This window comes from uncultured Campylobacter sp., from assembly GCF_938045205.1.
Lineage (GTDB): Bacteria > Campylobacterota > Campylobacteria > Campylobacterales > Campylobacteraceae > Campylobacter_B.
Map to the genome: position 1 here is coordinate 1 of NZ_CALIMY010000142.1, position 1,141 is coordinate 1,141.

At 49.0% G+C, this 1,141-nt stretch carries 2 protein-coding genes; both read right to left on the bottom strand.

The features are described from left to right. Window positions 1–42: 42 nt before the first annotated feature. Entirely contained in the window at window positions 43–717 is a 675-nt protein-coding gene (locus tag Q0198_RS08805; protein WP_297897099.1) for a methyltransferase domain-containing protein, read from the bottom strand. Between the two features lie 17 nt (window positions 718–734). Then, window positions 735–1,141: aquaporin (locus tag Q0198_RS08810; RefSeq protein WP_297897102.1), on the bottom strand; the 407-nt coding region annotated here is incomplete at its 5' end.

Genomic DNA, 1,141 nt, shown 5'->3' on the forward strand with positions numbered 1-1,141 from the left:
ATGATTGTGAGATCGCCATACTTCTTCACAGCGTTCTCAATGTTAATCGCTACACTCATCGAATCTCCTCCAAATTGTTTTTAGCAGCATCGAATCCTTTCGTTCTTTATTCGTCTGATTATTTATAGTATACAAAAAGGAGCAGCAAAAGAATATCCACAAATCTGCAAAAATATCCGAAAAATAAAGCTCGCCGCCGCGTTTTAGCACGCGCCAAATTTCATTAAACACCGCTTCTTTGTAAGGTGAGAGATTTATCACGCAGTTTGAGACGACGACATCTATGCTGGCATCTTTGATCCCAAGACTTGCCAGATCCTCGATATAGCCTTTTTTAAACTCGACATTCGAGCGTGCGTAGCCGAATTTTTGCGCCATTTCATCTTGATATTTTTTAGCGATCGCTAGTTGATCGTCATTCATATCCACACCGATTACCCTGCCGTTTTTGCCCACAAGCTTTGAGAGCATATATACGTCAAGCCCGGTACCGCAGCCCAGATCAAGCACCGTGCAGCCTTCAAGCGCTAGCGGTATAGGCGAGCCGCAACCGTAAAAGCGTGTCGCGATCTCTTCGGGGATCATTTCTCTGATCGGCCTTAGGTATCTAGGCAACTTATCTGCGGCGCACGAGCAAATTTTAGTCTCCATCTCGCCCGCTTTTTCGTTGGTGATCTTGCTGTAATACGCCTTCACTTCTTCTCTTACGTCTTTCATGATGTTCCTTTCAAATTTTATTTGTACCCGAGCTTTTGCAGCGGCTCGATGACCTTTAAAAGTCCCGCCGCGCAAACGCTCGCGAGCAGCGGAGCGACCGTATAGACGATGATCGTGTCCCACGAAAAGGCTACGTCGTGCCAGCCCGCCAGATACCCCACGATACGAGGCCCTAGATCGCGCGCGGGATTGAGTCCGGCATTGGTCATCGGTCCCACGGTCGCGATGATGATCGTGACGGTAAAGCCGATGAAAAGCGGCGCGATATTGACGCTGGGCTTGCCTAAATTTGAACCCTCCGTCAGCGAAAATATCACCGCTATCAAGATAAACACGCCCACCCCCTCGGCGAACGCGGCTACAGGCATGCTCACCACGCCGTTTTGGGTATTCGGAAAGATATTGCACCAGATCGCCGAGGCCT

Bases quoted from the DNA above. Each gene is read 5' to 3' on its own strand.
- Q0198_RS08805 (WP_297897099.1), bottom strand. From the start codon at position 717: ATGAAAGACGTAAGAGAAGAAGTGAAGGCGTATTACAGCAAGATCACC.